A 5,303-nucleotide genomic window follows, 5' to 3' on the forward strand; every position below is an offset into this window, starting at 1 on the left:
GATTCCACGATCGTGGACACCGATTCCAATCATCGGGAAAAAGTGTCCACGATCGCGTCGGAATCGCTGTCCACGATCAATCGGAATGACTGTCCACGATCGATTGGAATGGGTGTCCACGATGGGTCGGAATATGCATTACTCATTTGTGAGCAGGGCTGACCCGCTGGTCTTGGCAAGGGACGTACGTGAAGATTTCAGATCCGGCAACATCATTCGGGTGTAAAATCGCATCTTTAATCGACTCTAGGATCTCGGCAGTTGCAGCAGACGAGCGAAGCTGACATAAGATCCCCATATCAGAAGCAGGATCCGTACCAGGGAATACGACAAAATCGCAGTTGGTTTTTCTTATCCATCAAGGTGGCCAAAGTGGCAATGTCCCTCATGAATGGGATGTGACCGATGCTAAAGAACATATCTCTCGTCGATGATCTTCGATCCCTCGCCCGCAGGAGGATGAATCCATTAGAATTCAAGAGCGTTCCCGCGAGCAGTTCTTCTGAGCTGCCGCCGGAAGAGGGATGGCAGGTGCACCGGCAAGGCAAGTCAGCCCTGCGGCTGTCGCGACCAAAGGCCAAGAGTGTCTCCCTGGAAGATCGCGTCTGGTGCCTTCTCTACAGACTCGGTTTTACCCACCTCTCAGGAGATGGGGGCGCGCAGCTCGAACTGGACGAAAAGAGCGAGAGCGGCACATATAACCAGATTGATGTGGTGGGGCTGGATCCCGAAGTGGCACTGGCCATCGAGTGTAAATCCGCGGAGATCCCACGAAAATACGCGGAGTTTCAGAAAGACCTTGCGAAGCATGCTCTAATCCGAGAAAGGTTTATTCGCGCGGTCTCCCGTCAGTTTCCCCTAGAGTACAAGAGAGTTCCAATCCTCGTCATGTTTACCTCCGACCTGATCCTGGGTGAGAACGACCCCGAGAGGGCAAACAAGGAAAAGGTTGTCCTGCTAAACGAGAAGGACCTTGACTACTACGAGCACGTGGCGTCACACCTCGGCCCAGCCGCAAAATACCAGCTCTTTGCCGACTTGCTCTCTGGAAAACAGATCTACGGTCTAGAGAAGAGAATCCCAGCCCTCCAGAGTAGACTGGGAAAGTATACCTGCTACACGTTTCCGATTGCGCCAGAGTACCTGCTTAAGATAGCCTACGTCTCCCACCGGGCCAAGGGCAAGGCAACAGACGTAAACGCCTACCAACGCATGATCAAGAAGAGCCGTCTTAAGAGAATAAAGGAGTACATCAATGCGAACGGCATCTTCCCAACAAACATCGTTATAAGCCTTGAAGGGAAGGGAACCGTGCAGTTCGAGCCCGCGCAGAACGTCGGGAGAAAGGAGGTCGCGAGACCTGGCACTCTAATCCTCAAACCCTCTTATCGATGTGCCTGGATCATCGATGGACAGCACAGGCTCTTTGCATACTCTGGCCTTGAAAGGGCGAAGACCAGCCACCTCAGCATACTGGCCTTTGAGGGGCTGCCCCCCAGTAAACAAGCGCAGTTGTTCATAGACATTAATCACGAGCAAAAAAGTGTCAAGAGAAGCCTCCTACAAGAGCTTTACGCCGAATTGAACTGGGATGCGGAAGACGAGGAGAAGCGAGTGACCGCAATTGCATCCAAGGCCGTTCAAGCACTCGATGCCGACGACGAATCCCCGTTCTATGGGCGCGTCCTCCTCGCCGACGAGACTCGAACCGATGTCCGCTGCATAACCCTAGAAAACTTGTTTCGTAACCTCAACCAGCCGGGGATGTTTATTGTAAAAAGGGGCGTGGAATACGGCCCCTTGTGGACAGGAGAAAACGACGGTACCCTCAAGCGCACGATTCAAGTAATCAACGGTTGGTTCGGGTTCATTCGGAACGCGGTTCCGGACTGGTGGGACGCGGGGGCGGCTGACAGCGGCGGCCTTTCAATGAACGATGGGGTCAGTGTCTGCATGGGCCTCCTGCGCGCGGTATTCCAACATTTGTCGGACAAGAAGCACCTCAAGCTCATACAGCTCTCGACGAGAGAGCTGCTCGAAAAACTCGAACCGTTTGGGATGGCACTTGGCGAGCACTTCGCCGGATATTCAGCAGAGCAGCGCGGACAATTTCGGTCAGGCGCTCGAGGCAATCAGGGGCTGACGGCCACCCGGCGCAAGTGCGAAAAGACGCTCCACGACAAGTTCCCGGACTTTGAGCCGCATGGCTTGCTCGAGGCACTCAAACTCCAGGAGGCTCAGACGAACAAGCAGGCTTACGAGCTGATTCAGTCCCTCGAGCCAAGACTCCAGCAATTCATGATCGATACCCTGAAGCAGGCCTACGGGGTGGATGAAGACAGGTGGTGGTACGAGGGAGTGCCAGAGCCGATACGCAAGAGGGCAACGGAGCAGCTTGAGGAAGCACAAGGGAAAGGAAAGAAGGAGCATTACCTCACTCTGATCCAGTTCCGTACTATTGCCGAAAGCAATTGGGACCTCTTCAAGGACACCCTAGCCTTCGGCAAGTCCGGCAATAAGCACCTCAAGACCGAATGGATGCAAAAAGTGAACGAGTTGCGCAACGTCGTGATGCATCCAGCCAAGCAACAGACGATTACCTTCGAGCAACTGGCCCAGCTGCGCGATTATGATGAGGCTCTAACGAACAAACTGAAAGGCGGAGATACTAGCCCGGAGAGCGAGGCGGAATAACCCCCAGAACTGCCTACTTCAGTTCCCTAACTCCTAAACACCAACAGCACCTCTTTTGCGAGCCCACGTTTCTCGGACCTCGGGCACACCGTACTGCTCCTGCTCACAGAGAGGACCTCCGGACAGCGGTACAGATCGAGAACCTCATCATTAGCTGCGTTGCTGACGATCACTGTCGCGCCTCGCTTCACGAGGCGTCGGCACAGGGCCGCAAGTCGCCTCTGGTCATCCCATGAGAAATTGCGTTCGTTATATCTAACGAAACCATTGTTGTTGTGAGCGACTGTATAGGTGGGATCACAATACACCAGATCTCCACCGCGGGCCCCCGCAAGGCCGTCCTCAAAGTCCCCCACGCAAATCTCTGCGCTTCTGAGCGAACGCGATGCGTCGACAAGAAGGCCATCTTCCCAAAGTGGCGCCGGAGTCCGCTGTCCACCTCCAAAAGGCACGTTAAACCTGCCCTTCTGATTGAGGCGATAAATCCCTCCGAACGAGGTCCGATTCAGATACAGAAACCGGACAGCCCGGTCCACCCGATTCCTTGGTTCCGTCTCGCGAAGATGATTGTATGTGGCCTGATCCACGGACAGTTCCTTGAGCCTTCGGATTAGCTCCTGGGGTCTGCACCTAACTTGGATGTATGTACTAATGAGGTCGGCGTTGATGTCGGACAACGTCGCAACCTCGGGCTGTAAGGCGAAAAAAACGGCACCGCCGCCAAGGAATGGCTCGAAGTATCTGCGGTATCCGCGGCAGCCGAGCGCCGACGCGACATAACGCGTGAGCCAGCGTTTCCCGCCGGGCCACTTCAGAAAGGGCTTCACAGGCTTCCTTTGCGCCTCGGCCATTGCCATACCGGCATTCCCCTTGGTCTATTGTTAGGGCCGCACTTGGAGACCAGGCAACTGGAGGCGAAAGGAATTCGCTTTTCGAGACCAGCGGAACCGAGCCCTGCCGCGGCACCACCCACTGGCCCCGCCCCCAGCGCCTAGATCCCGGACAGCTCCCGGCTGTGCGGTGCCGTGTCAGCCAACGGCCCTGTGGATACCGTAGGCCTTGGCCACATGTCAAGCAGCAATTTTCGATGGCGGTCCCTCACTCCTCGTGAACGCGAGCTGGTGGTGGCAAGAGAAGCGGTGGGAAGGCACCCGTCTCGTCTGAAGTGCTCAGCATCCTGCCCCTCGGCTCCAACGGAGCGGCAACGGTCCGTGCACTCATGTAGTTTCGCGAAGGGCCCATTTATTTCAGGAAATCTCTGGTCGCTAGAAAATCTCTCGGAGGGGCGAGATGACTTGTGGATGGCAGTGAAATCTATGCCATGCCATTATTGCGTCGAACAACCCTGTTTATTGCCAACCAGCACAAAATCGCTTTGATGTCTTCATCGCAGTCATTGCCTAAATTGCATTGATCGTCTACCTGTCTTCATTGTCTTCATTGTCTTCATTGTCTTCATTGTCTTCATTGTCTTCATTGTCTTCATTGTCTTCATTGTCTTCATTGCATTGATTGTTTTTCTTGTTTTCATTGTTTTCATTGTTTTCATTGCATTCGCCATCGCTCAATGCAATTTTTTTCGGTTATTAGTTATTGACAGGCCTGGAAAACCTCTGATACCATCCAGCAATAAAATGGAGGGGTGCAATGCTGACCCAAGAGATTTGCGAAGCCCTACAGGCTGAACTGAGCTTCCTGACAGCGCAGCGGGTTAAATTGGAAGCCAAGATTCAGGCACTCAAGGCGATTCTAAGTCCTGCTGACGAGTTGGAACTATTTCAATCTCAGCGCACGGCGACCATGCCGCCTAAGACCGACAGCGCAAGAAGGAACGTCGCGGAAGCTCCCATGGGGCTGCGGGATAGTATCATAGCGGCGCTCAAGAAATATCCAAGTGGGCTCGATATAGCGGCACTGACAATTGAGATCGAGCGTTCAGGATTCCGTGCATCCGGCAAAACCAGCATCAAGACTCTCGTGACATCTGAGTCGTGGCGGTTGTGTAAACGCGGTACTCTTGCGAAAAAGGGCAAGAAGTACTCTCTGCCATTGTCGGAAGGAGGTAACGCCTGATGAGAAGAGCAAAACGTTCCGTAGGCTTGCCGTAGGCGGCGGAACGTAACCCCTGGCTCCAGATTGATGGTTTGGCGGCCTCCTTCTGGAGCCCGGGGCATACGGCCTAGTTATGCCGGTGTGGCGAAATTGGCATACGCTGCAGATCTGGAATCTGCTGGCGACGATTGTCGCCGTGTGGGTTCGATCCCCACCACCGGCACTTCATATATTCTATGGCGTCTGCGGTGCGGCTGTCAACCGCCCGAGTCTGTGAAGGGGGCTCTCCGAACCCACGCAAGCCCATGTAGCTTCGCGGGGGCCGGTTTTATTTCAAAAATTTTTGTCTCTGTGCCGATTGGTTTGTTTACGTGGCTATAATGGGCAAGGTGTGTCTGAAGCGTCTCCCCCAGTCTTTCCTAGGAGTCCGTCCGAGAATTGTCTGATTTCTATTGATCGGCGGGCTCGAGAAATTTACCTTATGTTCCATGGCAAAAACATATCGTTCCTACTGTCCGGAGCAGCTCCTGCTGCTGCCGCCGAGCTTGCGTGATTGG

4 protein-coding genes and 1 tRNA gene are annotated in these 5,303 nt (G+C 54.2%); 3 read left to right on the plus strand and 2 right to left on the minus strand.

From position 1 onward, the window contains the following. Positions 1–405: 405 nt before the first annotated feature. Positions 406–2,694 (plus strand): DGQHR domain-containing protein, encoded by a 2,289-nt coding sequence (locus LAP85_29450; GenBank protein MBZ5500538.1) that lies wholly within the window; start codon positions 406–408, stop codon positions 2,692–2,694. 26 nt (positions 2,695–2,720) lie between these two features. Here LAP85_29450 and LAP85_29455 read toward each other — a convergent pair whose 3' ends face one another. After that, positions 2,721–3,551: a DNA adenine methylase gene (locus LAP85_29455; protein MBZ5500539.1), complete on the minus strand. Its 831-nt coding sequence runs from the start codon at positions 3,549–3,551 to the stop codon at positions 2,721–2,723. A gap of 561 nt (positions 3,552–4,112) precedes the next feature. Next, entirely contained in the window at positions 4,113–4,262 is a 150-nt protein-coding gene (locus tag LAP85_29460; protein MBZ5500540.1) for a hypothetical protein, read from the minus strand. A gap of 79 nt (positions 4,263–4,341) precedes the next feature. On the opposite strand from LAP85_29460, the gene LAP85_29465 reads away from it, so the two are divergent. Next, positions 4,342–4,767, plus strand: a complete 426-nt coding sequence (locus LAP85_29465) for a hypothetical protein (protein MBZ5500541.1) — start codon at positions 4,342–4,344, stop codon at positions 4,765–4,767. Positions 4,768–4,881: 114 nt separating this feature from the next. Further along, positions 4,882–4,969 (plus strand) — tRNA-Pro (locus tag LAP85_29470). The last annotated feature ends 334 nt before the right edge of the window (positions 4,970–5,303 follow it).

The sequence above is a fragment of the Terriglobia bacterium genome, assembly GCA_020072565.1.
Classification (GTDB): domain Bacteria; phylum Acidobacteriota; class UBA6911; order UBA6911; family UBA6911; genus JAFNAG01.

Excerpts from the sequence above, each read along its gene's own strand:
- LAP85_29450 (MBZ5500538.1), top strand. The coding sequence starts at position 406 with ATGCTAAAGAACATATCTCTCGTCGATGATCTTCGATCCCTCGCCCGC.
- LAP85_29455 (MBZ5500539.1), bottom strand. The coding sequence starts at position 3,551 with ATGGCAATGGCCGAGGCGCAAAGGAAGCCTGTGAAGCCCTTTCTGAAG.
- LAP85_29465 (MBZ5500541.1), top strand. The coding sequence starts at position 4,342 with ATGCTGACCCAAGAGATTTGCGAAGCCCTACAGGCTGAACTGAGCTTC.